At 63.6% G+C, this 24608-nt stretch carries 15 protein-coding genes; 10 read left to right on the plus strand and 5 right to left on the minus strand.

Annotation, left to right across the window (positions count from 1 at the left end):
• Positions 1-6: 6 nt before the first annotated feature.
• Genes DBW_RS06675 through DBW_RS06695 form a run of 5 tightly spaced genes read right to left on the minus strand, consistent with a single transcriptional unit; the run spans position 7 to position 8789 of the window.
• Positions 7-1404 carry an adenylate/guanylate cyclase domain-containing protein gene (locus DBW_RS06675; protein WP_066726039.1) on the minus strand — a complete coding sequence of 466 codons (1398 nt, stop codon included), beginning with the start codon at positions 1402-1404 and terminating at the stop codon, positions 7-9.
• On the minus strand, positions 1397-3874 hold the full coding sequence (locus tag DBW_RS06680; protein WP_066726042.1) for a tetratricopeptide repeat protein: 2478 nt from the start codon (positions 3872-3874) through the stop codon (positions 1397-1399). Before DBW_RS06680 ends, DBW_RS06675 begins: the two co-directional genes overlap by 8 nt.
• Positions 3871-5235 (minus strand): GGDEF domain-containing response regulator, encoded by a 1365-nt coding sequence (locus tag DBW_RS06685; RefSeq protein WP_066726045.1) that lies wholly within the window; start codon positions 5233-5235, stop codon positions 3871-3873. Before DBW_RS06685 ends, DBW_RS06680 begins: the two co-directional genes overlap by 4 nt.
• A gap of 53 nt (positions 5236-5288) precedes the next feature.
• Positions 5289-7655, minus strand: a complete 2367-nt coding sequence (locus tag DBW_RS06690; protein ID WP_066726047.1) for a DNA internalization-related competence protein ComEC/Rec2 — start codon at positions 7653-7655, stop codon at positions 5289-5291.
• Positions 7656-8789 carry a hypothetical protein gene (locus DBW_RS06695; protein WP_157471810.1) on the minus strand — a complete coding sequence of 378 codons (1134 nt, stop codon included), beginning with the start codon at positions 8787-8789 and terminating at the stop codon, positions 7656-7658.
• Positions 8790-9009: 220 nt separating this feature from the next.
• Here DBW_RS06695 and DBW_RS06700 point away from each other — a divergent pair, with 220 nt between their 5' ends.
• From DBW_RS06700 to DBW_RS06745, 10 genes are all read left to right on the plus strand, one after another.
• Positions 9010-10215, plus strand: a complete 1206-nt coding sequence (locus DBW_RS06700; RefSeq protein ID WP_197463741.1) for an ABC transporter substrate-binding protein — start codon at positions 9010-9012, stop codon at positions 10213-10215.
• 23 nt (positions 10216-10238) lie between these two features.
• Positions 10239-14141, plus strand: a complete 3903-nt coding sequence (locus DBW_RS06705) for a PAS domain S-box protein (RefSeq protein WP_066726053.1) — start codon at positions 10239-10241, stop codon at positions 14139-14141.
• Positions 14142-14153: 12 nt separating this feature from the next.
• Positions 14154-15848 carry a sigma-54 dependent transcriptional regulator gene (locus DBW_RS06710; RefSeq protein WP_066726056.1) on the plus strand — a complete coding sequence of 565 codons (1695 nt, stop codon included), beginning with the start codon at positions 14154-14156 and terminating at the stop codon, positions 15846-15848.
• 397 nt (positions 15849-16245) lie between these two features.
• The gene (locus DBW_RS06715) at positions 16246-17958 is read left to right on the plus strand and encodes a methyl-accepting chemotaxis protein (protein ID WP_066726059.1); all 1713 of its coding nucleotides are present in this window, start codon (positions 16246-16248) and stop codon (positions 17956-17958) included.
• Between the two features lie 18 nt (positions 17959-17976).
• Complete coding sequence (locus DBW_RS06720) at positions 17977-18324, plus strand: STAS domain-containing protein (RefSeq protein WP_157471812.1); 348 nt, start codon at positions 17977-17979, stop codon at positions 18322-18324.
• Between the two features lie 208 nt (positions 18325-18532).
• Entirely contained in the window at positions 18533-18904 is a 372-nt protein-coding gene (locus DBW_RS06725; protein ID WP_066726065.1) for a response regulator, read from the plus strand.
• Positions 18901-21006 (plus strand): chemotaxis protein CheA, encoded by a 2106-nt coding sequence (locus DBW_RS06730; RefSeq protein WP_066726068.1) that lies wholly within the window; start codon positions 18901-18903, stop codon positions 21004-21006. Before DBW_RS06725 ends, DBW_RS06730 begins: the two co-directional genes overlap by 4 nt.
• 79 nt (positions 21007-21085) lie before the next feature.
• On the plus strand, positions 21086-23173 hold the full coding sequence (locus DBW_RS06735) for a methyl-accepting chemotaxis protein (protein WP_082820470.1): 2088 nt from the start codon (positions 21086-21088) through the stop codon (positions 23171-23173).
• Between the two features lie 38 nt (positions 23174-23211).
• The gene (locus tag DBW_RS06740) at positions 23212-23712 is read left to right on the plus strand and encodes a chemotaxis protein CheW (protein ID WP_066726074.1); all 501 of its coding nucleotides are present in this window, start codon (positions 23212-23214) and stop codon (positions 23710-23712) included.
• Positions 23713-23715: 3 nt separating this feature from the next.
• Positions 23716-24603, plus strand: coding sequence for a CheR family methyltransferase (locus tag DBW_RS06745; RefSeq protein ID WP_157471814.1), 888 nt, complete (start codon positions 23716-23718; stop codon positions 24601-24603).
• Positions 24604-24608 lie beyond the last annotated feature (5 nt).

Below are 24608 nucleotides of genomic sequence, written 5' to 3' on the forward strand. Positions count from 1 at the left end.
CAGTGCTCAGCCGGGGCGGAGGCTCTCCACCCGGTAGACGCCGACCGGAATCCGTTTTCCCTTCAGCTCGATGGGTGGCAGCGCCTCCGCCACCAGCTGCTCGCGGATCGTCCGGTAGGTCCCTTCCGAGACGAGAATCTCTCCCGGTCTGGCGAGACCCTGGAGCCGCGCGGCAATATTGACGCTGTCGCCGATGACCGTATATTCCATGCGCGTCGCCGACCCGATGTTGCCGGCGATGACCGGTCCGGTGTTGATGCCGATCCCCATTTCGAGGGGCGGGAGATCCTGGGCTGCGCGCTCCTGGTTGAAGTTCTTGACTGCCCGCTGCATTTCAATGGCGCAGTGAACAGCGCGCAACGGATCGTTGCCGAGGGAGAGAGGGGCGCCGAAAAGCGCCATGACGGAGTCGCCCATCAGCTTGTCGACCATCCCTTCGTGGTCGATGACGAGCTGGATCATCAGGGTGAAGTAGTCGTTGAGCAGCTCCACGACCTGGGCCGGCGGCAGCCGTTCGGCCAGCGAGGTAAAGCGGCGGATGTCACAGAAGAGGATGGTGACCTCCTTCTCTTCACCGCCGAGCTTGAGATCGTCGCGATGGCGCAGAATGGTCTCCGCCAGCGGCTTGCTGACATAGCGCTCAAAGGTGTTCTTGATGAATTCCTTTTCGCGCAGGCTGCTCGCCATTTCGTTAAAAGCGTCGGTGAGGACGCCGAGTTCATCGTTGCGCTTCAGGTCGAGGTGCTGTTCCAGGTTGCCGCCGCCGATGGCCCGGACCCCGCGCACCAGGGCGTGGACCGGGCGCAGGCTGACACCGGCGAGGAGGTAGGCGGCGAGGCTGCCGAGGACCAGGGCAACGCCGGCAAGCACGCCGAGGCGCTGGCGCATCGCCTCGATTTCGGCAGCGACCAGGGCTTCGGAGAGCCCGAGGTGGATATCGCCGAGTCGGACCGGCCGGTCCGCGACCGAGTAGATCGGTACTTCGAGATCGAGGAGGCCGGCGCCGTTGCCGACGCGCCGGACGACGTAGCTCCCCTCCACTGGCAGCAGCCGGGCCTCGCCGGGGAGGGTAAAGTCGGTGCCGACCCGTGCCATGTCGGCGGCGGCACGAATCCGCCCCTTGCGGTCGACGATCAAGGCGTATTCGATGCCGGAGCCGCGCACCGCATTTTTGACGGCGGAGAAGAGATAGAGGTCATCGCCGGTGAGGAGCGGGTCCTCGGCGTTGAAGGCGACGCCGCGGGCGATCCCCAGCCCCTTCTCGATATTCTCCCGCACCAGGGACGAGCGGATGTTCTGCTCCATGAGGAGCATCACCGCCAGCATCAGGGCCCCGCTGAAGAGGGCCAGCAGCAGCGCGAACTTGAAGCGCAGGCTGGCAAAAACGGCAATCCGTTCAGCCACCCCGGAACTCCTCGATGCGCTGCAGCTTGCGCTGCGCCTTTTCAATGTTCATCCGCGACTTCTCATGTCCCGGATCGAGGGCGAGAACCTTCTGCCAGGCATCGATCGCCTCCCGGTATCTGCCGCGGGTGTAGAACTCGATTCCCTGCAGGTAAAGGGCCTGCTCGTCGCCGGGATTGACCCCGGAGAGGCGCAGCTGGTCGATTCGCTTCAGGGCGCCACGGGCCTCCGCCTGGTAGGGGTCGATGGCGAGAGCCTGGCGGAAGGTCGCAGCCGCTTCGCTGAAGTGCCCGTCGCCGAGGGCGCGGTTTCCGTCGCGCACCAGGTCGGCGAGGCGGCCGGCCAGCTGCTTGCGACCGGCTTCCAGACCGGTCAGGGCCTGGGGGTTGGCCGGATCGATGTCCAGCACCTTGCGGTAACTGGCGAGCGCTCCCTCCAGATTCCCGGCAGCGAGAGCCTCCTTGGCCTTGACCAGATTCGCGACGACGAAGCGGTCGACGGCGTTTTCCAGTTCCCCCTGCTCGCGGCGCGCCTCGGCATGGTCGGGAACCAGGGCGAGCAACCGGTCGTAGAGGATGCGGGCACGCTTGAAATTGTGCGCCGCCGTCGCCTGCCGGGCGGAGTCGAGCAGGCTGGCGGCCTTGTCGGCGCTGGCGGCCGCGAGGCTGGACAGCTCCTGCCGAACTTCCGGTGAATCCTTTAGAGCGAGGGCGTTGTTGAAATGTTCCCGGGCCTCGGCCAGTTGCCCGGCGCTGTGGGCGCGACGCCCCCAGAGGAGTTCTTCGGCAACCAGGGTGTTGACCATGCTTTCGAGGCGTTTTTCGGCAACCTCCACCTCGGCCAGATTGGGGGCGAAAGATTTCGCCAGAGCGAGTGCCGCGGCGGCGTCGTCGAGACGTCCCTCGTCAAGGGCCTGACCCTGGCGCGCGATCGCTTCAAGGGCAGCTTCCCGGGATTGGGCGGCCACCGCGTCAAGGCCGGCCTGCGCCCGGGGCTCCCCCGGGGCGAGTTCCAGGACCCGGCGATAGGCCGCAGTCGCTGCCGCCAGATCTCCGGCCGCGGCCAGCCGTTGCCCCTCTTCCAGGCCGCCGCTGATTTCCTGCGACAGGCGATCGAGGGCCTGTTGCTTCAGGTCGTTGCCGGCTGCGGCCGCCGGATCGGCGGCGAGCCCTCTGGTCGCCTCTTCCAGCGCCAGGCGCGGATTGCCGGCCGCCAGAGCGGAACGTGCCGCGGCGAAATGCTCCTCGGCCTGCCGGGCGAGGGCTGCGCGCGCCTTGGCTGCGAAGGCGAGCGCACGCGGGTCGCCGGAGACCATGGCCAGCGCCTGCTCGAAGTAGTCGAGGGCGCCACGGTAATCCTGGTCACCATAGAGCCGCCGCCCCTCCGCAAAGGCCGCATCGGCCGCTCCGTTCTGCGCAGCGACCAGGTTGACAGTCGCTCCGCGGTGGGTCGGCTCGAGAGCGAGTACCCGGCGGTAGTTGGTCGCAGCCGGGGCGAACTCCTTCAGGGCCAGATCGATGTTGCCGGCGAGGTAATAATCCTTGGCGGTGGCATCGGGGGTGGCGACCAGCGCCTTGGCCGCCTGCCTCGCCGCAGCGTAGGACTTTCTTTCGAGGAGGGTCAGCGCACTGTTGTAGAGCATCGAGTGGGTACTGGAGCGTAATTCGGCTGGGGCCTCGGCGTAGATCGGGCCGAGAATCTCGATCGCCCCGGCGTAATCGCCGCTGCGGTAGGCGATGGTTCCGAGGTAATAGAGCGCCACCGGACTATCGGGCGCCGCCGCCAGCGCGTTGCTGAAAGCGCTGCGGGCGGCAGCGAGGTCGTTCAGTTCGAGGGCTTTCAGGCCACGGTTGAAGTGGAGCGCGTAGACATATTCGCGGGCGCTGGTGTCGGAGGGGTAGTGGTCGAGATAGCGGGAAAACTCTTCCAGAGCTGCATCGATCTGGCCGCTGCGTGCCAGAGAGTCGCCGATCAGCCGATGGATTTCGAGGCGATCGGGGGCCAGCGCCAGGACCTTGGACAAAAGGCGGCGGGCCTCGTCGAGGTTCTCCTTTTCGAGGTAGGCCAGGGCCAGATTGTAATAGGCATTGGCGAGGGGATAGACTTCCGGTTCATCGAGGGCGCCGAGACTCTCGGCCTGATCGAAATAGAGCTGGGCGCTGTCGAGATCGCCGAGTCGGGCATAGGCGAGCCCGAGGTTGTAATGCATTTCGACGGAGTCGGTAAAGGCAGGATAAGCCAGGCGGAATTCGGCGACGGCCCCCTGATTGTCGCCGGCCAAGAGGAGCGCCATGCCAAGAAAATAGTGGAGTGGCAGGTTGTCCGGATCGACGCGCAACGCTTCCCGGTAGCGCTCGACGAGGCCATCCCCGCCACTCTCAAGAGCCAGCGCCACATTCGGGAAGAGGGAGAGAATAACCAGCATGGCGAGGCCGGCCAGGGCCGTCTGCCAGGAACTGCCGCGGCTCATGGGCCCTCAAACTCCCCCGCGCAGCGAGAGACGTTGCGAACCTTTTTGCCGGCGTACATCGCCCGGTCGGCCCGGTCGATGATCTCCTTTTTCCGTTCGGCATGTTCCGGAAAACAGGCAAAGCCGACGGTGGCGGTCAGGCGGGTGTTGATCCCCTCCTCAACCAGGAAGGTGTGCTGCTCGATCTGGCGCCGCATGCGCTCGGCCACCACCGCCGCGCCCCGGGAATCGGTCTCGACCAGCAGGGCCGTGAACTCGTCCCCGCCATAGCGGAAGAGGCTGTCGACCTCGCGAACAGCCTTGCGCAGCAGCATGGCGACTTCCTTGAGAGTCTTGGAGCCGGCAAGGTGTCCGTGGCTGTCATTGATGTTCTTGAAATAATCGAGATCGATAAAGACCAGGGCAAACTCCAGCCCGTAGCGACCGGCCCGGCGGATCTCCTGGTCAATGGCCATGTGCAGGTAGCGATGGTTGTAGAGCCCGGTCAGGTCATCGGTGTACATCAACTCCCGGGCGCCCTGGTAGCGAAAGGCATTCTCGAAGCCGAGGGCGGTCTGCTCGGCGAGAAAGAGGAGGCTGTCGCGGGGGATGTCGAGGAAGTCGTGTTCGGGGGGATTGCACAGCACCAGGGCGCCCTTGGTGCTGTTCTGGCAGCGCAGCGGCAGCAGCAGGACACTCTTCAGCCCGGGGAGAACCTCTCCGCCGAGAGACTCGGCCGCAAGGGTAACCAGGCCGGTGGCTTCCTTGAGCGGCTTCAGCAGGGCACTGGCAAGGGCCTGGGCGGATTCCGGGTCGATGGTTTCCGCACCGATCAGGCGGGAGACACTCTCCTTGCCGGTCAAAAAACCGAAGCCGCGGCCGCTGCCGATTTCCTGCAGCATGGTCGAAACCGCCTGGGGAATAAGGCGGTTGATTTCAAGCATGGAGGCCAGGTTCTGCCCCTTCTGGAAGAGGCGGATTTGGCTTTTGAGCAGGGAATTTTCATCGAGCAGGCGGCGCTGCTCAAGGCAGGTCCGGACCAGGTGGCGCAACTCTTCGGGGTTGAAGGGTTTGACCAGGTAATCCCGGGCCCCGCTTTTGAGCGCCTGGATCGCGGTTTCGAGGGTCGCGTGACCGGTCGCGAGGATGACCTCGGGCGGGTTGTCGACGCTGCGCGAGAGGCGCAGCAGTTCGAGGCCGTCCAGCCCGGGCATGACCATGTCGGTCAGTACGATGGCGACACCGCCGCTCCGAATCCGGTTGAGTGCTTCATCGCCGGAAGCGACGGTCTCCACACGGTACCCTTCGTCCCCGAGAATTTCGGCAAAAAGGCGGCGGAAAAAAAGTTCGTCATCGACAACCAGGATGGTCGATTCGCTCATCTGGGCACGCTCCCGGGAAAGAAGTCCATAGCTAGCAAAATCCCCTAGTTCTGTCAACGGAAAAGCCCTCTTTGCCAACGTTGCGGCTGCCAGCCGTCCTCCAGGGCGAGGAAACGAACCGTCCCATCGCGATCGGTTCGCCAGAGCGTCGTCCCGTTCCGCTCAAGGGCAGCGAGGACGACCGGATCGGGGAACCGGTAGCTGTTGCCGGCGCCAACCGAAACCAGGGCCTGGGCGGGATGCAGGGTCTGCATCAACAGCTCCGGGGCCGAGTGGCGACTGCCATGGTGGGGAATTTTCAGCAGATCGACTGGGCCTGGCAGCGGCTCGGATAGGAGGCGCCGGATTCCTGCCGCCCCGAGATCCCCCGTCAGCAGCAGGCCGCGCTTCCCCTGCCGGGCATAGAGGACCAGTGAGCGGTCATTGGCCGAGGCAACCTCGGCGGGAGGGCAATAAAGGTCGAGTTCCAGACCCGGGGCGGTTGCGAGCTGCTGCCAGCCCGGAGCAAACCGCCGGCGCGGAATCTGTCGCTCGGCGGCAAGGCGGGCCAAGGGGGCCGGCAGGTCTTCCGGCCCGGGGCCGGCCCACAGTTCGGCGACGGGAAAGGTGGCGAGGACCTCCTGCAGTCCGCCACTGTGATCGGGGTGGGGATGGGTGAGGAGGACTGCATCCAGGTGCTGAACCCCGAGCCGGGCAAGGGCCGGGGCAACCAGGCGTTTGCCGATATCGATGTGCGGATCGCGGCTGCCGCCCCCATCAATCAGGAGGTTCTCCCCGCCGGGGAGAGTGAGGAGCAAGGCTTCGCTCTGACCGACACTTAGGGCGGTGAGGCGCATTCCGCCGGGTGCGGAGACCGGCCAGGACCAGACCAGAATTCCTGCTGCCGCCACCAGAAAGGCGCTCCGGCGCCAGCGGCGGGAGTGACCGGCGAGTCCCACGGCAATCACGAGGAGGCTGATGCCGACGAGGGTGGCCGGGGTCGGGTACCAGACCCGCCCCGAGAGCCATGGCAGGCCGGCCAGGGCTTCACCGGCGCTGAGTGCCAGGCTCGTCGCCAGCCCACTCAGTTTAAGAAGCCCGACGGCGGGGGGCAGGGCCAGGGGGGCAAGCAGCAATGCGGCGAGCCCGCAGGGGAGGGCGACCAGGGCGATCAAGGGTACCGCCAGCAGGTTGGAGATCGGGGCGACCGGAGCGAAGCGATAGAAGTGGGCGACCGCCAGCGGCAAGGTGGCGAGGGTCGCCGCCAGGCTCGCCAAAAAGAGCGTGGCCCCCCAGCGCCAGGGACGAGACCAGCTGCGAAGCCGCTCTTGCCAGGGGGGGAGCAGAACCAGGAGGCCGGCGGCGCCGGCAAAGGAGAGCTGAAAGCCTGGTTCGAAGATGGCGAGTGGATCGAGGAGCAGCAGGATCATGGCTGCTGCGGCGAGGGTCCGCAGCGGGGCGAGGGTGCGGGAGAGTGCCAGGTAGAGGGCTGCGCCAACGGCGATCAGAAAAGCCCGGCTGGTGGCAAGCGCGCCACCGCTCATTACCAGGTAGAAGCCGAGCAGCGGCAACAGGGCAAGGGGGAGTACGCGGCGCGGCGGGGCCCAGAGCAGCAGGCGACTGCTGCGCCGGTAGAAGGCGCGTGCAGCGAGGTAGAGAAAACCGGCGAGAAAGCCGAGGTGCATCCCGGAAATGGCAAAGAGGTGAGAGAGGCCGCAGGCGGCGAGGCGCTCGCGGAGTTCGGCGGAGAATCCCCCCTGGTCGCCAATCAGCAGCGCCCGTGCCAGAATCCCCTCTTCAGGGGGGAGGTAACTGTCCATAAATGCTGCTGCGGCCAGCCGCCAGCGCGCGATGGTGGCGCTGAGGTCGGGCCGGTCGCCCGCCAGGACGGCGAGTCCTTCACTTCCCGGCAGATAGGCGGTAACAAAAATCCCTTCGCGGGCGAGGTGGCGACGATAGGCGAATTCGCCGGGAGTGCCGAAGTCGCGTGGCTTCCGTAACCGGGTCCAGAGGCTGACTTCGCGACCGGGGGCCGCCGCTTCGGGCGGCGAGTCGAGAAAAATCCGCACTATCCCCCGGACCGTACGGCTCTGTCCGGCCACGGTCAGGGTGTGCGCCTCAAGGTCGATAACGCTGCGCTGCTCCGGGCGCGACATGACCCGCTCGACCCGACCGGTAACCCGCAGTGGCTTCTCGCCGACCCAGGCAGCGACATGTCCGCTGCCGGTTGGTGACTGGAGCTGAAGCTGGTAGCGAACCAGCCCCAGGCAGGAAAAACAGAGAAGGAGGAGCAGAGGCGCCAGGCGGCGCTGCGGCCACGCCAGCCAAAGGCCGCCGGCGAGCAGCGGCAGGAAAGGGAACCAGGGGGCAGGAAAGAGGTAGGGAGCGGCGAGCAGGCCGCTGGCGTAGGCTGCCAGCAGGACGGGCAGGCCCAGCGCCATCTAGCGGTCGCTGCCGATGGCGGCAAGCAGGCGCAGCAGGCGGTCGATCTGCCCCGACGTCGGCTCGTTACCGGCCCCGGCAAGCCCGGCGAGGCGGCGGTAGGCGGCCCCGTCCGTAACCGCAGCGCGCAGCTTCACGGCGTCAATGCCGCCGCGCGGCGGGAGGAGGAGCTCCAGGTGATGGCTGCCGGCGGCAAGGTAAAAGCTGCCGACGGGCTGGTCGCTCAGGAAGGGGTCGGCGCTGCAGGCGAGTTCCTCGCGCTGGTCGAGGATCCCGGTCAGTCGGCCCGGGCCGACGGCACGCAGGGAGAGGTGATAGACGGCAGAGCGGGGGAGGTCGAAGTCGATGCTGACCCTGGCGGGTTCGGCGCCGGCCCGCACCCAGCTTCCCGCGCTGGGTGGCCCGAGAAAGCGCTGGTCGGTTGGGCGGGCGCCATCCAGACTCGACGCCTGCTCGGCCTCGACGGTCAGGTCGAGATTCCCCGGCGGGAGGAAGGGCTCCATGCCGAGGAGCCGGATCGCCGTTACGGCCAGGTCGTCCATGGTCAGGGCGGCCTGGGGGTCCCAGCCGGCAAGGGGGCGAATTGGCGTCAGCGGTGGGGCCGTCAGGATAAGGTCGTCGATCCCCCCGTTGGGCGGCATCAGATCTTCCAGCAGTTGCGGGCCGGCCGGGAGGGCGTATTCCCCAAGTTCGACCAGTTCGAGCCGCCGGGTGCCATCCCCGGTGAAGTGGTAGTCGTCGAGGATGAACTGGTGGCCGGCGTTGATGAGACCGGCCTGGAGACGATAGTTCCCGGCGAGGGGGAGGAGAAATTGCAGGTGGACCGTAGTCGGTGTCGAAATGCCGGCGAGCCAGCCCCGCCCGCTGAAGGGACCGAAGTTTTGCAGATTGCTGACCGCGACGACATCCTCGGTGTTGAAGATATCCTCGGCCTCGAAGTGGAACGAGCGGTCACCCTGCAGGATGGTACGATAATCTTCATCCGTCGGTTCGTCGGGGAGCCCGTAGGACCAGCCGAGGGCTTCGACCAGGCTCTGCATCCACTGGCGCTGGCTGGTGGCGGCCGCGGCCGGCAGTGCCTGGCCGACGATCAGCACAGCCATGAAAATAAAGACATGAATTCGCAACATCAAAGCGCACCCTCCTCGCAAAATACGCTGAAAAGCTACCATAACCCGCGCCAGATGGAAAGCCTCTCCCTCACCTTCGCGCTCACCTTCGCGCTTGGCAATTGCCGGCGGTCGGGTTAGATTGTTGCGGAATGATCGTACCGGGCCCGGCGTTCCGTGCCGGGTGGACGCCCTGCCATTGCGTTATGCCGGGCCGGTAGGAGCAGGAGAGGAGGCATAATCCTTGAAACAAGTCGTCTGCCATCTTTTTTTCTGGTCGTCGCTGCTCTGGTCGGGGCCTGCCGCTTTGGCCGCCGAGCCGTCCGCTCTCCCCTCGGCGCAACCGGTCTACATCGGGATAGACGCAGAATTCGGCTACCGTGACAGTACTTCCGCCGAAGCGATCAGCTACGGCGTACAGATCGCCATCGCAGAAATCAACCATCAAGGCGGTGTACTCGGCGGCCGGCCTCTGAAGCTGGTCGAACGGGCCAACAATTCGGTCCCGGCCCGCAGCCTGGTCAATATGGAAGAACTGGCCGCCATGCCCGACCTCGTTGCGGTCTTCTGCGGCCGTTTCAGTCCGCCGATTGTCGCTGCGCTCCCCCTGATACACCAACAGCACCTGATCCTCCTCGATCCCTGGGCGGCGGCCGATGGGGTGGTTGAAAATGGTTACCATCCCAATTACGTCTTTCGCCTTTCTCTCAAGGACAACGACGCCATGCCGGTCATGCTTGAGCATGCCCGAGCCCGCGGTCTTCGTCGGGTCGGCCTGTTGCTGCTCAATACCAGTTGGGGGAGAAGCAGTCTGGCGGCTGCCGAGCGCCATTTGCAGGGCGAGTCGCAGGGGCTCCGGATCGTCGGCCAGACATGGTTCAACTGGCAGGATACCTCGTTGATCGACCGTTACCTGGAGTTGTGCCGGGCCGGGGCCGAGGCAGTCATCATGGTCACCAACGTCGAGACCGCAGCGGTACTGGTCAGGGAAATGGCGGCACTCCCCGCCCCGAAACGGATCCCCCTGCTCTGTCATTGGGGCATCACCGGCGGCACCTTCCCAAAACTGGCGGGTACCAGCCTGGCCGAGGTGGATCTGGCGGTGGTGCAAACCTATTCCTTTGTCGGGGCCACTGACCCGGTAGCACGGCGGGTACTGCGCGCCGCCGAAGGTCTCATGGGGGTTGGCGCGAGGCAGATTCCTTCCCCGGTCGGATTGGCTCATGCCTACGATCTGACCCATCTTCTGGCTAGGGCGATCGACCGGGCCGGTACCACCGACCGGCCCGCGGTGCGGGCGGCGCTGGAACAGGTCCGTAACTACCAGGGGTTGGTCCGTCACTTTTCCCGCCCCTTTGCTCCCGACCGCCACGATGCCCTGGACCGGTCCGACGTCTTCATGGCCGCTTACGATCGGAATGATCAGGCCATTGTCCCGATCGGTCGCTGAAACCTTTCCCGGGAATATGCGTTATGTTCTACCGTTTCAGGGCACTATTGACCAAGCTGAGCCGATGGTTCTCGGCCAGTCTCGCCAATCGGCTGACCCTGTCGATCCTGCTAGGCGCCACCTTCATGCTGGCGGTGGTGGGCGGTTCCAGCTATACCGCCTTGTCCGGCCTGCTGGAGCGAAGTCTGGCCGCCGACCTGGAAAGCCAGGTGAAAACCCTGGTGGAACGTCTCGAAAGCTCCCTGGATCAGGTGATCCGGGACATTGAGGGCCTTTCACGGAGTTCCTTCGTGGCCAACGGCCTGGTCGATGCCAGCGGGCGGGATGTCTACCTGGTCCCCTTCCTGGGGGATTTCGAGGCGCACCTGACGGTGCCGGCAACCCTGCTGCTGGTCGATTTTCGTGGTGAATTGGTGGCCAGCCGGCAGCGCCACCCGGAGACTCTCTCCCTGGAAAATTCAGCCCACGTGCAAGCGGCCCTGGCCGGCAAGGGGATGCAGGCCGCTCTGGTGAGGGAGCGGGGCCGGTTCCTGGTGGAACTGATTCATCCCGTCCTCCTTGCCCCCACCGGGACGGTAGAGGGGGCGCTGGTCGTACAGATCGATATCGGCCGGCTATTCGCCGGTTTCGTGGAAGTCCTTCCGCCCAAGCTTTTCCACCAACTGACATTGGAAGAGAAGACCTCTCTCGGCAGCCACGGTGAATTGCCGGGAAACGACCTTTTCTCTCTTTCCGGCTACCTGCACCTTCATCCGCCCCTCAACCAGCTCCCGATGCGCATCGATCTGGGTGAGAGCCGGAAGGAACTTTTCGCCCCGTTGCGCCAGGTGGTCATGCTTTACCTGATCTGCGGCGGCATGCTCCTCTGTCTGGCTTTTCTGTTGGCCCGATTCTTCGGTACGATAATGGCATGGCCGATTGTTGAACTGAGCCATGCTGCGGCCCTGGTTGCCGACGGGGGGAAGCTGCAGATGCCATCCACCCACAGGCGACAGGACGAGATCGGGCTTCTCACCGAGGCCTTTGCGAGGATGGTGGAGAGGCTGCACCGCGCCAACGAGACTCTTGAAATCCGCGTCCGTGAACGGACGGCGGAACTGCGCTCCTCCGAGCTTCTGCTGGCAAATATTGTCGACAATATTCCCCTCGCTGTCGGTGTCCGGGCGTTGCATCCGTCCGACGGCAAGAATCCCTGGGTGCTTTGGAACCGCGCGGCGGAGACGATCTTCGGCCTGGATCGGGAGTCCCTCGCCCGGCACGATTTCGATGGAAATCTGCTGCCGGTATCGATCCAGACGGAGGAGACCCTGCCGCGGCCCGGGAACTACTGGTCGGTCGAAACTCCCTACCACCATCCCGGCGATGGTCGCCAGCTGACCATCGATTCACGCATCCTCGGTCTCTTTGACGCCGCCGGCCAGATCAGTCATCTGCTTGCGATCAGTGACGATATCACCGATCGCAAGCGCAGTGACGAACTGGTGCTGGAAATCGCTCGCGGGGTGGCGTCCCAGACCGGCGAGACCTTTTTCCCTTCGATCACCGCCCATCTGGCGGCCACCCTGGGGGCCGATTTCGCCCTGGTGGGAGAGGTGGCCGGTTCCCCGCCGGTGGTCCGTACCATCGCCGTCTTCGCTCAGGGGCAGGAGTCCGACAATTTCGTCTACGAACTGGCTGGAACTCCTTGCGAAACCGTCCTTTCAGGGGGCGTCTGCAGTTACCCGTCCCGGGTCTGGGCGCATTTTCCCCGGGACATGATGCTGAAGGAGATGGGGATCGAAGGCTATCTCGGTGCTCCCCTGCACGACCAGGAAGGGATTCCGATGGGAGTACTGGTGGTGCTCTTCCAGCGGCCCCTGACGGAAATTCCCCTGGCAGAGAACCTGCTGTCGATCTTTGCTGCCCGGGCGGCGGCCGAACTGGAGCGGCGCCAGGCCGAGCAGGCCCTGGAAAAAACCAAGGTTCGCTTTCGGGCGATCGTCCAGAACGCCCCGTCGGGCATCTGTACCGTCTCCCCTGAGGGGCATCTGCTCAGCGCCAATCCACCCTTCTGCGCGCTCCTCGGCCGAGAGGAGGCGGAGCTCTGCCACTTCAGCCTGTGCGACGTGGTACATCCGGACGACTGGCTCTCCCTTTACCAGGACTATTTCCGCCAGAGCAACGGCCGGCTCGACTCCCTGCGGCGGGATTGCCGCCTGCAGGGAAAGGACGGCAAAACGGTCTGGGTTGACCTGGCTCTGACCGGCGGTGGTGATTTTTCGATCGTTATGATTCGCGACATTACCCGTCGTCGCCAGGTGGAACGCACCCTGCAACTTGACAAGTTGCGATCGGAAGCCCTTTATCGGTTGGCACAGATGGAGGATGTGCCCAAGGACGTCCTGCATCGGTTCATCCTCTCCCAGGGGGTGCGTTTGACCGGCAGCGCCTTCGGCCACCTCTTCTCTCTCGATCCTGGCGGGACCCGCCTGGTGCTTCACGCCCGGTCCGGAGCGGGCGGCGGCGAAGAGGGAGCGGCAACCCAGCCAACTGAGTTTCCTCTCGATGCCGTCGGCCGCTGGCGTGAGGTGGTGCAGGAGTGCCGTCCGGTCATCGAAAACGATTATTCCGGTCCTCTCCCCTGGGCCCGGTCGGTGGGCCAGGAAGGGGAGACGTTGCTGCGGGTCATGAACGTCCCCCTGCTTGACAACGGCCAGTTGCAGATGGTCTTCGAAGTCGCCAACAAGGCCGAGGATTACGACGAGACCGATCTGCACCAGCTGACCCTGCTGCTCGACGGTATGGGGCGGATCCTCAAACAGAAGCAAGCTGAAGAGCTGCTGCGCAACAGTGAGCGCAGATACCGCAGCCTCTATCAGGAATTCCAGGCGCTATTGACAGGGATTCCCGATCGCATCACGCTGCTCGATCCCCATTTGCGGGTGGTCTGGTCCAATCACCTCGATCGCAGCGATGTGACCGACTCCCCGGTCCCCGAAGAGGCCCGGCGCCCCTGTTACGAAATCTGTTTCCAGCGCGCCGAGATCTGCGAGGACTGCCCCCCCAACCGTGCTTTCCGCAGCAAATCGATGGAGCAGGGGGAGGTCGAGACCGCCGATGGGCGGATCTGGGATATCCGGGGGATCCCCATTCGCGGCGAATTGGGGCAGGTAGTCAACGTCATCGAGCTTGCCCAGGATATTACCGCTCGCGTCCGGGCCCAGGAGCTGAGTATCCGCACCGCCCACCTCGCTTCCCTCGGAGAGCTGGCGGCCGGGGTGGCCCACGAGATCAACAACCCCATCAACGGTATCATCAACTATGCCCAGATCCTCGCCGACCGCCTCCAGGACGCCGCGGGGGAAGTCGACCTTCCCGGGCGGATCATCCATGAAGGAGAACGGATCAGCGCCATCGTGCGCAGCCTGCTCGACTTTGCCCGTCCCCAGGGGGAGGCAAAACAGCTCGTTGACGTGGCTGGTGAACTCCAGGAAGCCCTCGCCCTCTGCGTGGCCAAAATGACCCGGGAGCAGATCAATGTGCGCATGGAGATCGCCCCGAATCTACCCCGGGTGATGAGTCGCTCCGGACAGCTGCGCCAGGTCTTTCTCAATATATTGAATAACTCCCACTATGCGCTCAACGTGAAATTCCCTGGCGCTGACCCTGATAAAATCCTCGACATCCAGGTCAAGCTGATCGAATCTGACCAGGAGCGGGTCCGCATCACCGTCACCGATTTTGGCTGCGGTATTGCCAGTGATGTTATTGACCGGGTCATGAATCCCTTTGTCACCACCAAGCCGGTGGGGCAGGGGACCGGGCTCGGTCTGAGCATCAGCCATGGCATTATCAACGATCATGGCGGCACAGTGAAACTGGAGAGTGTCGAAGGGCAATTCACCAGGGTCCGCATCGATCTTCCCGTGGTCATTCCCCAGCAATAGACAGGTAAGGGTATGAAAAAAGCTGCCATCCTGGTCGTCGACGACGAAGAGAGTCTTCGCTTCACCTTCAGCTCCTTCCTCAAGGATGCCGGCCACCTGGTCAACACCGCCGAAAGCTTCCGCGAAGCCCTGGCGATCCTGAAGGAACACCGTTTCGACCTGATTTTTGCCGACATCCTGCTGGGAGAAAAGACCGGCCTCGATCTTCTTGCCGAGTTGCGCAGACAGGGGCAGGAGTGTCCGGTCATTCTGGTCACCGGCGCACCATCCCTGGCTACCGCCGCCGAGGCGGTCCGGCTCGGCGCCTATGACTATATCGCCAAGCCGGTGACCCGGGACATCCTGCTGCGGGTGACCCGGATGGCCCTGGAGATGCAAGAGCTGCGAGAGGAGAAGGAGCGCTACCGGATCAACCTGGAAGCAATCTTCGACAGCGTCCGGGATGGCCTCGTCACCGTCGATTTCCAGCTCAAGGTTCTTGCTGCCAATCGCGTCTCCCAGTCCCTCTGCTGTTTCACCGGCCTGGCGGTGGGAGCCTCCCTCGCGGGGCTCGAAAACCGGGAGTGCCACATCTGTCTGGAGGTTCTGCGCAAGTGCCTGAAAGAACGGCGCATGACCAAACGGGATCGCGTCACCTGCTTGGTGTCCGGGCGGCCGGTGCGGGTTCTGTCCCTGGTCGCTACGCCGCTGATGGGGCCGGGCGGACATTTCGCCGGCGCCGTTTTGACCATGTGCGATGAAACCCGCCTCGACAGCCTGGAGAAGAATCTCGGCGAGCGCACCCAACTGCGGCGCCTGACCGGCAGGAGCCCGGTCATGCAGAAGGTCTTTGCCCTGGTCGATATACTGGCTGATGTCGATTCGACCGTATTGATCAGCGGCGAGAGCGGCACCGGCAAGGAACTGGTTGCCGAGGCCCTGCACTTTTGCGGGGGGCGGCGGGATGCTCCCCTGGTCCGGGTGAACTGCTCCGCCTTGACCGAGAGCCTGCTCGAGAGTGAACTCTTCGGTCATGTCAAAGGAGCTTTCACCGGCGCCATCCGGGACAAGGTCGGGCGGTTCCAACTGGCCGATGGCGGCACAATCTTTCTTGATGAAATCGGGGATATTTCTCCGGGGATGCAGGTTCGCCTGCTGCGGGTTCTTCAGGAAAAGGAATTCGAACGGGTCGGCGATGCCCGGCCGATCAAGGTCGATGTGCGCATTGTGGCAGCAACCAACCGGGACCTGGCGGCCCAGGTGCGTGCTGGTGTATTTCGCGAAGATCTCTATTACCGGCTCAAGGTGGTGGTGGTCGACCTTCCTCCCCTGCGAGACCGGCGGGACGACCTGCCGCTGCTGGTCGACCAGTTCCTTGCCCGCTTCAATCGCAAGTTGAACCGCACCGTCACCGGGGTCGAGGAGGAAGTCATGCGCCTCTTCTTCAGTTACCCCTGGCCTGGCAACATCCGGGAACTCGAACATGCCCTGGAACATGCCTTCATCCTCAGCCGGGGGGCCGTCCTGCAACGCAACCACCTGCCCGATGAAATCCGCTCTTTTAGTCGGCCTGAACCTGACTCTCCACCCTCGAACGGGGATGCCGGTGCCCTGCGGGACGCCTTGCAGCGGGCCGGGGGAAACAAGGCCAAGGCTGCAAGGCTCCTGGGTATCAGCCGTCGCACCCTCTACCGCAAGCTCGCCGAAGCTGAACTTCCCGACCTCTGAATCCTGTCTGCCCTGACACACTTATGTGCCGTCACACAAGTGTGTCAGGATACACCTGTGCCACTACCTCCGCCGTTTGATGTCGGTCGGCAAGGGCCCGTTCCCGGCGATCAACCGGTTCCAAGACCTTCCCCGTACTCTTGGAAATAGATTTATAACACGGTGGCCTTTCTCAGAGAAAACCGGTTTGCTGTGGTTAGGGTGAGTCGAGGATCCCAGCCCAGCCCGTGTGAATCCCGGGAGGTGGGAGATTGGCATGGTTAATGATATGAGGGGTGACTAATTAGCACAACGCTAACGACAAAACTCCAATCGGACAGATCTTGATCTGTCGCAGCTCGAAACCTCCTGATGAAGAATGTGATGGTCGGGGGCATGCAATGATAGGAGATCAATTATGAAGGACCTGAAGCTGGCCCATAAGATCTATCTTTTGAGCGTGGCTATCATTCTGATTTTCACCTTGACCATCGGCTGGGTCTATACCCAGTTGCGGGACAATCTCTTCCACAGCAAACAGGAAGAAATTCGCCACACTGTCGAGGCCGCCTGGAATGGGGCGGAGTACTTCGTCAACCAGGCCAAGGCCGGAAATCTGAGTCAGGCGGAGGCGCAGCAGGCGGTGCGTGCGTCGCTGAAGGCGGCCCGTTTCGACGGTGACAACTACTTCTGGATCAACGATCTTGAACCGCGGATGATCATGCATCCCATGCGACCCGAACTGGACGGAACCGATCTTTCCGGATATTGCGATCCGTTAGGGAATGCTCTTTTTGTCCAGATGGTCGAGGTCGCCAACCGGCAGGGCGAGGGGTTTGTAGAATACTCCTGGCCCAAGCCCGGAGTAGGTCGGCCGGTGCCGAAATTTTCCTATGTCAAAGTTCTCCCCGAATGGGGTTGGATCATCGGTGCTGGTCTCTACGTCGATGATGTGGAAGCCGTTCTGGGACAAGTCTTCCGCATCACCTGTGCCGTTACCGCAGGGGTAATTCTCTCGGTTCTGGTCCTGGTCTTCCTGGTGGCGCGCAGCATTTCCAGCCCTTTGCAGCAGGTGATCGATATGCTCGGTGAATTGAATCACGGCAACCTCGATGTGCGGCTCGGCTTTTCCCGGCGGGACGAGGTGGGTCGCATGGCCGAGGCAGTCGATGGTTTTGCCGAAAACCTCAAAAACGAAATCGTTGCCGCATTCCAGTGCCTGGCCAAGGGGGACTTTACCTTTGCCGTTCGCGGGGTGGCCCGCAAGCCCCTGGCACTGACCAACGCACGCCTCGGTGATCTGGTTGACGAGATTCGCTTGGTCGCGGAGCAGGTCGCCAGGGGGAGTCAGGTCTTGTCCTCCTCCTCTTCCGATCTTTCTTCCGGGGCCACCGAGCAGGCCGCCGCCGCCGAGGAAGCTTCCTCTTCCATTGAGCAGATGGCCGCCAATATTCGCCAGAACGCCGAACACGCCCGAGAGACCGAAATCCTCGCCATCCAGGCCTCCCGGAATGCTGGCGAGGGGGGGGTGGCAGTTGCCGAAACGACGACTGCAATGAAGGAAATCGCCGGCAAGATCATGATTATCGAGGAGATTGCCCGGCAGACCAATCTGTTGGCCCTCAATGCCGCCATTGAAGCAGCGCGGGCCGGCGAGTACGGCCAAGGGTTTGCCGTGGTCGCCGCCGAGGTGCGTAAGCTGGCCGAACGGAGCCAGTTGGCGGCCCGCGATATCGGCACCTTGTCCGCTTCCAGCATCGATGTAGCCGAGAAAGCTGGGAACCTGCTGAAATCGGTGGTCCCCGCGATTCAGAAGACTGCCGAACTGGTGCAGGAGATCAGCACTGCCAGCCGGGAACAGGAACTGGGGGCCGACCAGGTCAGCCGGGCGATCCAGCAACTCGATCAGGTCATCCAGCAGAATGCCGGTGCTTCCGAGGAGATGGCGACCACCGCCGAAGAATTGGCCAGTCAGGCGGACACCCTGCAGCAGGCGGTGGCGATGTTGCGCACCAAAACGTCGGTGCAGACCGCTTCCGGCCTGTCTCCGACCTGCACCCAGCAGCGCCTTCAACCGGGAGTGCTGCCGATACCCGAAATGGAGCCCCAGAGTTTGGCCGGGGCGGTTTAGAGAATGAACGGGGAGACCATGCCGGAGTCGATAAGCAACCTGGAAGACAATAGGGTGCAACTGAGTGTCGCAGGGAAGATCGATCTGGAGGGTCTGACGGGCCTTTTTGAAGCATTGCGTGGTGCCCTCGCCGGCTCGGCTCCGGTGGTCCTTTCCATTGGCAGCGGAGATCCGGGCATTCCCTTGCTGCAACTTCTCTGCGCCGCCCATCGTACCGCCGTGGCTGCAAAGCGGACTCTGGCGGTGGAATGGCAGCAGCCGGGGGAAGCCTGCAAATTTTTGCACGAATCGGGTTTTCTCCGCCATGTGCCCTGCTCCTGTAGTACCGATGGGGAGTGCCTCTGGCGGGAGGACCGTTGGACGTGAGCCAATCGAGACGACATCCTTCTGCTGAGGTTCAAGGCCATCGCCGATTGCAGGAGCAGAATGACAATCTGTCCCACGCCATCCTGGACCTCCAGGATAAAATCGACCAGGCCATCGGCAATGTCGAGAGGATTTTCGAAACCTTGCAGCGAGACCAGGACCCATCCTGAACCCCTTCCCGTAATGGGAGGAGAAACAAGAGGAGACCATGAGCAAGAAAATCATGATCGTAGAAGATTCGGCAAGCATTCGGGCATTGATAGCCGCGACCCTGAACAATGAAGGGTATGACGTCCTCGAAGCCGAGGATGGGGAAGACGCCCTGACCAAGCTGGGCGGGCAGCAGGATGGGGTCGACATGATGATTACCGACCTCAACATGCCCCGCATGGACGGCATCAATCTGATCGAGAGGTTCCGCAAGATTCCGGGCTGTCGTTTTATCCCGGTGGTGATGCTGACCACCGAATCGCAGGAAGAAAAGCGTCGCCAGGGGAAGGCCGCCGGGGCATCGGCCTGGCTGACCAAACCCTTCAAACCGGAACAGCTCCTCGGTCTGGTGCGCATGGTCCTGGTATGAAAGGGGCACAGAGCGGGGTCTTTATCGACGAGGCCCGCGAGCTGCTGGAGGAGGTGGAACGCGGACTCCTCGCTCTCGAAGAGGCGCCGGACGATCCCGAGCAGGTCGCCACCCTCTTCCGGGCGCTGCATACCCTCAAGGGGTCGGGGGCGATGTTCGGTTTCGAGGCGATCGCCGCCGTTGCCCACGAGATGGAAGCCCTCTTCGAGCTGGTGCGCGCCGCCCGCTGCAGTGTCAGCACCGAACTGATCGACCTCGCCCTGCTCGCCCTCGATCATCTCAAGGTCCTGGTCGCCATTGCCGCCGGCGAGGAGCAGGAGCAACCGGAGCTGGCACCCCTGCTCGGCCGTATCCGCAGCTTCTGCAGCCGCCTCGGCGAGGCGACCACCGCCGCGCGCCCGGTTTCCGCCGGGAGGGTGGACGGCACTACCCGAACCTACCGGATTCGCTTTTATCCCCCGGCCGACATCTTCCAGCGCGGCCTCAACCCCCTCGGTTTCCTGCGCGAACTTTACGCTCTCGGCGACTGCCTCGCCGTGGTGCAGACCGGGGAGGTTCCCAACCTCGATGCCCTCGATCCCCAGCGCTGCTATCTCTTCTGGGACCTGATTCTCACCACCGATGCCAGCGTCGATTCCATCCGCGACATCTTCATCTTCATCGAAGATGGCTGTCGCCTTTCGATCACCCTGATCGACGAAGACGGCTGGCCGGAGAATGCTTCCGAGTACAAGCGCCTGGGTGAAATCCTCGTCGAGCGCGGTGATCTGCAGCCCGCCGAACTCGAGCAGATCCTGCAGGAACGCAAGCGGCTCGGCGAAAGCCTGGTGGCAGCCGGCATGGTCGACAGTGGCCGTGTCGATTCGGCCCTCGCCGAACAGCAGCGGGTCCAGGAGCTGCGTCGCAAACGGCATGGCAGTAGCTCCCAGAGCAGCCTGCGGGTCAACTCGGAAAAGCTCGACCAGCTGGTCAACCTGGTCGGTGAGCTGGTGACGGTTCAGGCCCGGCTCAGCCAGTTCGTGGCACACAACGATGATCCGGCGCTGGTCAGCATCGGCGAAGAGGTGGAGCGCCTGACCTGGGATCTGCGCGACCAGATTCTCAATATCCGCATGCTTCCCATCGGCAGCACCTTCGGCAAGTTCCAGCGCCTGGCGCGGGATCTGGCGCGGGAGCTCGGCAAGGATGTGGCTCTGGTCACCGCGGGCGCCGAGACCGAGCTCGACAAAACGGTGATCGAGCGCCTCGACGATCCCCTGGTTCACCTGCTGCGCAACGCCATCGACCATGGTATCGAAAGTCCGGAGCGCCGGCTGGCGGCCGGCAAGCCGGCCCAGGGGACGGTTACCCTGAGCGCCACCCATGCCGGGGCCTACGTACTGATCGAGGTCCGCGACGACGGCGCCGGTCTCGATCGTGAGGCGATCCGGCGGCGGGCGGTGGAGCAGGGGCTCTGGAGCGAGAGCGGTGAATACGGCGACCGGGAGTTCTTTACGCTCATCGCCACCCCCGGTTTCTCCACCGCCGGGAAGGTGACCAGTGTTTCCGGGCGCGGCGTCGGCATGGATGCGGTGCGCCAGGCGATCGAAGGGCTGCGCGGCAGCGTCGAACTGAGCAGCCGGCCGGGTCTCGGCACCACCTTCACCATCCGCCTGCCGCTCACCCTGGCGATCATCGACGGCCTGCTGGTCAACATCAGCGGCGAGTCCTACGTCTTCCCGATGGCGATGGTCGAGGAATGCGTCGAACTGCACCGCGCCGCCGCCGGCAAGGAGCGGCGCCGCAACATGGCGACGGTGCGGGGTGAGCTCGTCCCCTACGTCGATCTGCGCGAACACTTCAATATTCATGGCGAGGTGCCGGCGATCCAGCAGATCGTCATTGCCGACCTCGACGGGCAACGCATCGGCTTCGTCGTCGATTACGTGGTCGGCGAACACCAGACCGTGATCAAGAACCTCGGTCGACTCTACAAGGAGGTGCGCGGCATCTCCGGCGCGACGATCCTCGGTGACGGGCGGGTGGCATTGATCGCCGATCTGCCGGCGCTGAGCGAGTTTGCCGAGGCGCGGGAGAAGGAACAGCTGGAACGGGTTGGTTGAATCGACCGGCCGATATCCATGGGTGGCCAAAAACCTTGCGGAAGAATTTGCCAATGTCAGTACCTACAGGGAGGGAAAGATGAAAATTGCTGCGAAATTGGGACTAGGATTCGGACTGGTCGTGGCGCTGCTGGTGGTCGTGTCGGCAACGGCGATCCTGCAGCTGCGTTCTGTGAATCGGGGTTACCAGGACGATGTTGGCACGGCCTATCACGCGGTCGATGCCGCCATGCAGACCCAGGTCGACCTGTTGCGCGCCCTGCGCAACCAGAAAAACTTTCATGAGACCAACGAGCTCGCCTATGCCGAGAAGGCCAAGGAGTGGTTAAAAACCACCGAAAAGGATCTGGTCGACCTCAAACAGGTGGTAAGGGGGATGGGAACCGAGGCGCAGAACCAGGTCGACGAGTCGGCCAAGGTTCTTTCCCGCTACGAAGAGAACCTGGACAAGTTCATCAAGACCACCCAGTTCCGGGGACTCACTGAAAATGACGGCGTCCAGGGGGAGTTCCGCAACGCCGCCCACGCCCTGGAGGCGGCGTTCAAGAAGGCCGACAAGACCGAACTGACGGTGCTCTACCTGCAGATGCGGCGCCACGAGAAGGACTTCATGCTGCGGGGGGACAGCAAGTACGTGGATGGGGTTCACAATGTCGGGAGCGCCTTGAACCAGCGGCTCGCCGCCTCGACCCTCGGCGCCGGACAGAAGGGCGAACTCGAAGGACTGCTCAATACCTACCTGATGGGGTTCGACAAGCTGGTAGCCAGCGATGTCGAGCTCGATAACCAGCTCGCGTCAATGGAGATCCTGGCCAACCAGATCCTGGAATTGTCCGAAGCCAACGATGTCGCTGCCGGTGACTACGCCGACAAGACCTCGGAGGCGATCTCCCTCTCCGCCAGCAACTCGATCCTGCTGGTCTGGGCTGTGAGCATCCTCAGCGCTCTGACAGCCTTTATCTTCGCCTTCTTCTTCGCCCGCTCCATCTCCAAGCCGATCGCCAAAGGGGTCGCCCTCGCCGAGGAGATCGCCAAGGGGGATTTCAGTACCCGCCTCAATCTGCAGCGAGCCGACGAGATCGGTCAGCTCTCGGTCTCCCTCGACAACATGGCCGACAGTCTGGCACGCCAGGCCGATGTCGCCGAGGAGATCGCCAAGGGGAATCTGACCGTCGAGGTCGAACTCGCCTCAGAGAAGGACCAGCTCGGAACCGCCCTGAAGAACATGGTGCAGATTCTCAACGATGTCCTTGGCCAGGTCAGCGCCTCCACCGACAACGTCTCATCGGGGAGCCAGGCGATGAGCGCCGCCTCCGAAGAGATGTCCCAAGGGGCGTCGGAGCAGGCCGCGGCCGCCGAAGAGGCCTCCAGCTCCATCGAACAGATGACCGCCAATATCCGCCAGAACGCCGACAACGCCTTGCAGACCGAGAAGATCGCCATCAAGGCCGCCCAGGATGCCCGTGATGGCGGCGCCGCGGTGGCCGAGACGACCATGGCGATGAAGGAGATCGCCAACAAGATCATGATCATCGAGGAGATCGCCCGCCAGACCAACCTGCTTGCCCTCAATGCGGCGATCGAGGCCGCCCGCGCCGGCGAGCACGGCAAGGGGTTCGCGGTGGTCGCCGCCGAGGTCCGCAAGCTGGCCGAACGCAGCCAGGTCGCGGCCGGCGAAATCAGCACCCTCTCGGTCTCCAGCGTCGAGGTGGCGGAGAAGGCGGCCAGCCTCCTTGACGTCATTGTTCCCAATATCCAGAAGACCGCCGAGTTGGTGCAGGAGATCAGCGCCGCCAGCAAGGAACAGGACTCGGGTGCCGAGCAGATCAACAAAGCGATCCAGCAGCTCGACCTCGTCATCCAGCAGAACGCCTCGGCCTCCGAGGAGATGGCCTCCACCGCCGAAGAGCTCTCGAGCCAGGCCGAGCAGTTGCAGGAGATGATCGCCTTCTTCCAGGTCGCCGGCGGTGGCAAGATGCGAGTCCACAAGGATGCGTCGGCCGGCGGCAAGGGGAAGGTCAAGGCCCAGATCGCCCACCTCGCCGGCAAGGCGGGCGCGGGGAAGGCCCAGTACCTGCGCCCGGAGGAGAAGAAACGGGTCAAAGGGATCGCCCTTGATCTCGGCAGCGACGGGGACGCCCTTGACGACGAATTCGAGCGGTTCTGAGAGTCCCGATCCGGCAACCCCTTGCCAAAGGAGCGACTATGTCTGGTGCAGCGACGACCAGTTTGCAATATCTGACCTTTTCCCTCGGTGACGAAGTCTTTGCCGTCGACGTCACCAAGGCCCGAGAGGTCCTCGATTTCACCACCGTAACCCGGGTGCCGCAGACCCCGCGCTTCATGATCGGGGTCATCAACCTGCGCAGCAGCGTGGTGCCGGTGATCGACCTGCGCCTCAAGTTCGGCATGGCGGCCACCGAACGCACCGTCAACACCTGCATCATCGTCATGGATATCGTCGTCGATGGCGATTTGCTCACCGTCGGCGCCCTGGTCGATTCGGTGCGGGAGGTGCTCGAAATCGGCAGCGACCACATCGAGCCGCCACCCCGGATCGGCACCCGGCTGAAGACCGAATTTCTCAAGGGGATGGCCGGCATCGACGATCATTTCGTGATGCTGCTCGATATCGACCGGGTCTTCTCTGCCGACGAACTGGCGCTGGTCCAGGCGGCGAGCGAAGAGGCGGAAACGGTGGAGTAGGGGATGGAGCGAGCGGGGGGAGAGGCCATCGCCGAATGGATCGCGGAACGCAAGCGGATGAAGACCTTTTCCGATCGTGACTTCGAACGCTTCAGCCGCATGATCTACACCAAGTGCGGCATCAACCTGCAGCCCCACAAGAAGAACATGCTCGAGGCGCGGCTGCGCAAGCGGCTGCGCCAGCTCGGTATCGACACCTTTGCCGATTACGCGGACTATGTCTTCAGTGCCGAGGGGCACCTCGAAGAGCTGGTGCCGCTGATCGACGAGGTGACCACCAACAAGACGGACTTCTTTCGCGAGCAGAACCACTTCGAATTCCTGCTGGCGCAGGGGCTGGATGATCTCTCGCGGCAGTTCGGCGCCGGCAGCGAAAGGCCGCTGCGGGTCTGGAGTGCCGGGTGTTCCACCGGTGAGGAACCCTACACCCTCGCCATGGTCCTCAGCGAGTACCAGCAGCGCGTCGGCACCTATGAATTTTCGATCCTTGCCACCGATATCTCGACCCGGGTGCTGGAGCGGGCCCAGCTCGGGATCTACGCGGAAGAAAAGATAGTCCCGGTCCCCGTCGAGCTGCGGCGCAGGTATCTGCTGCGCAGCAAGGAACGCGAGCGCCGGCAGGTGCGGATTGCGCCGGCGTTGCGCAGGCGGGTCAGCTTCCGGCGCCTGAACTTCATGGATGATGATTGGGGGATCCGTGACCCTCTCGACATGATTTTCTGCCGCAATGTCATGATCTATTTCGACCGCCCGACCCAACTGGCCCTGTTGCAGCGTTTCTGCCGCCTGTTGCCCGCCGGGCGGCTCCTCTTCCTCGGCCACAGCGAGAGCCTGCACGGTCTGGGACTCCCCCTGGTGCAGCTGGCACCGTCGATCTACCGGCGCAATTAAGGTCT

This window comes from Desulfuromonas sp. DDH964, from assembly GCF_001611275.1.
Classification (GTDB): domain Bacteria; phylum Desulfobacterota; class Desulfuromonadia; order Desulfuromonadales; family DDH964; genus DDH964.